This window comes from Amycolatopsis sp. NPDC023774 (assembly GCF_040639695.1).
Taxonomy (GTDB): domain Bacteria; phylum Actinomycetota; class Actinomycetes; order Mycobacteriales; family Pseudonocardiaceae; genus Amycolatopsis.
This window is the reverse complement of record NZ_JBFAAJ010000104.1, coordinates 1-1,927: the sequence shown is the minus strand read 5'-3', so window position 1 is coordinate 1,927 and position 1,927 is coordinate 1. Positions and strand designations below refer to the sequence as shown.

General features: G+C 66.8%; 1 protein-coding gene and 1 pseudogene. Both read left to right on the top strand.

All coding sequences use genetic code 11. The features are described from left to right. Positions 1-404 precede the first annotated feature (404 nt). Positions 405-1,640 (top strand): MFS transporter, encoded by a 1,236-nt coding sequence (locus tag AB0F91_RS47140; RefSeq protein ID WP_285969882.1) that lies wholly within the window; start codon positions 405-407, stop codon positions 1,638-1,640. A 68-nt stretch (positions 1,641-1,708) separates the two neighbouring features. After that, positions 1,709-1,927, top strand: a pseudogene (locus AB0F91_RS47135) (HoxN/HupN/NixA family nickel/cobalt transporter); the annotation flags it as partial.

Here is a 1,927-nt window from a genome sequence, read left to right as displayed (position 1 = left end):
TCGCCCATGTAGACGCCGGTGCGCATGCCCCGCGCGGTTTCGGCGAGGGTGACGTCCTCGCTCCGGATGATCGTGCGGTGGTTCGCGCGCCAGTCCTCCAGGAACTTCGCCCGCCGGGCTTTCTGCTGGTGGTAATGGCTTGTCTTCGTCGTGGTCTTCGTCGACACCTAAGCCTCCTTGATTGGCAGGACCATTATACCTTCAGCATTGTGGGTCGCCGGGCGCACTACCGCAACTATGGACTTTTGGTCATACCATAAGGCAAAATGATGGGCCGAATCGAAGATCCTCGCTGCTCGGTGCCGCCCGACTGCGGCTGAGTCGTGCTACAAGGAGGTAGGCGTGTCCGATTCGGCGACAACCACCCGGCTCGGCTGTGAGCGAGAACACCACGGTGGCGCCCGATGAAAGTTGCCGAGGTTCTGCGCAACCGCCACTTCGACATCTACTGGGGTGGCGTTGTCCTCTCGCAGATCGGCAGCCGCGGCACGATCGCGGCGAACCTGTACCAGGTCTACGAACTCTCCGGTTCGGTCGCGCAAACCGGCCTAGTGGGCGCCGCCCAGGTCGCGGCGCTGGTGGTCCTCAGCCCACTGGGGGGTGTTTACGCGGACCGGGTCGATCGGCGCAAGCTGCTTCAGTGGGCGCAAGCCGTGGCCATGGTCGTGGCGGTCGCGCTCGCCGCCACCAGCTTCACCGGTCACGCCGACGTGCTGCAAGTGGTTACCTCTGTGGTGCTCACGACCGCGGCGGCCAGTTTTGACCAGCCCGCCCGGCAGGCTCTGATCCCGGCCCTGGTTCCGCGAGCGCAGCTGCCGCAGGCGTTCGCGTTGCTCAATCCCTCCAGGGAGCTGGCCGTGCTGTTGGGCCCGGCCGTAGCCGGTGTGCTCATCGCCGTGAGCGGGCCGGGCATGATGTACGCGGTCGACGCGGCGACCTACCTGCTGCTCATGGTCACCCTGGCCGTGCTCCGAATCCCGGAACTTCCCGTGTCGGGGGCGAACGTGCCCCTTCGAGTGCAGTTCACACAGGGTGTCCGTTTTGTGCTGGGACGACGAATCGTGTCGCAGATGGTGCTGCTCGACCTGGTGGCGACCGTGTTCGCGGCGTACCGGGTCCTCCTGCCGGCCCTCGCGGTCAACCGGTTCCACCTGGGCGCCACGGCCTACGGCCTGCTCTCGGCGGCGCCGTCAGCGGGAGCTCTCTTGGCGACGTACACGGTGTTCCGAGTGGTCGACCGCAGCAAACGACTCGGGAGAGTCCTGCTCTACTCGACCATCGCGTATGGGCTGAGTGCCGTGCTCCTCGCCTACGCCAACGCGCTGCTGATCGCGCTGCTGGCGTGCCTGCTGCTCGGCGTTTTCGACGCGATGGCCACGACGATTCGGCAAGCGGCCGTGCAACTCGAGACGCCGGACGACATGCGCGGCCGGGTTTCCGCGATCTACCAAATGGCCTCCCGCGGCGGCCCCGCCCTCGGCGACACGGTCATCGGTGGCGTCGCCGCCGCGATCGGTCCCGTGCTCGCCCTCATGATCGGCGGCCTCGCGACCGTCGCCTTCGCCATTGGCCACTTCGGCCGATCCAACCCGGTACGCAAGTACGCCCGAGCGCAAGCCGAGGAGCCGACACAGGCGTGACCCCAGGACTCCAGCGCCGTTCGTGACGGCAGTTTCAGAAGTCGAACGAAGAGAAAGAAGGTATCTCGATGGCCGTCTCCGCACCCTCCACCTCCGGCAGGCAGCCGCTGTCGAGGCGCGAGTGGGGGTCGCTGTCCGGGATGGCGGCGGTGATTCTGCTGCTGAACCTCGTGGGCTGGGGTGTGCTCGTGCTGTTCATCGCCCCGCACCACTACGACCTGGGTGCGTCGGGTGTGTTCGGGATCGGGCTGGGGGTCACGGCGTTCACGCTCGGCATGCGCCATGCG

Excerpts from the sequence above, each read along its gene's own strand:
- AB0F91_RS47140 (WP_285969882.1), top strand. The coding sequence starts at position 405 with ATGAAAGTTGCCGAGGTTCTGCGCAACCGCCACTTCGACATCTACTGG.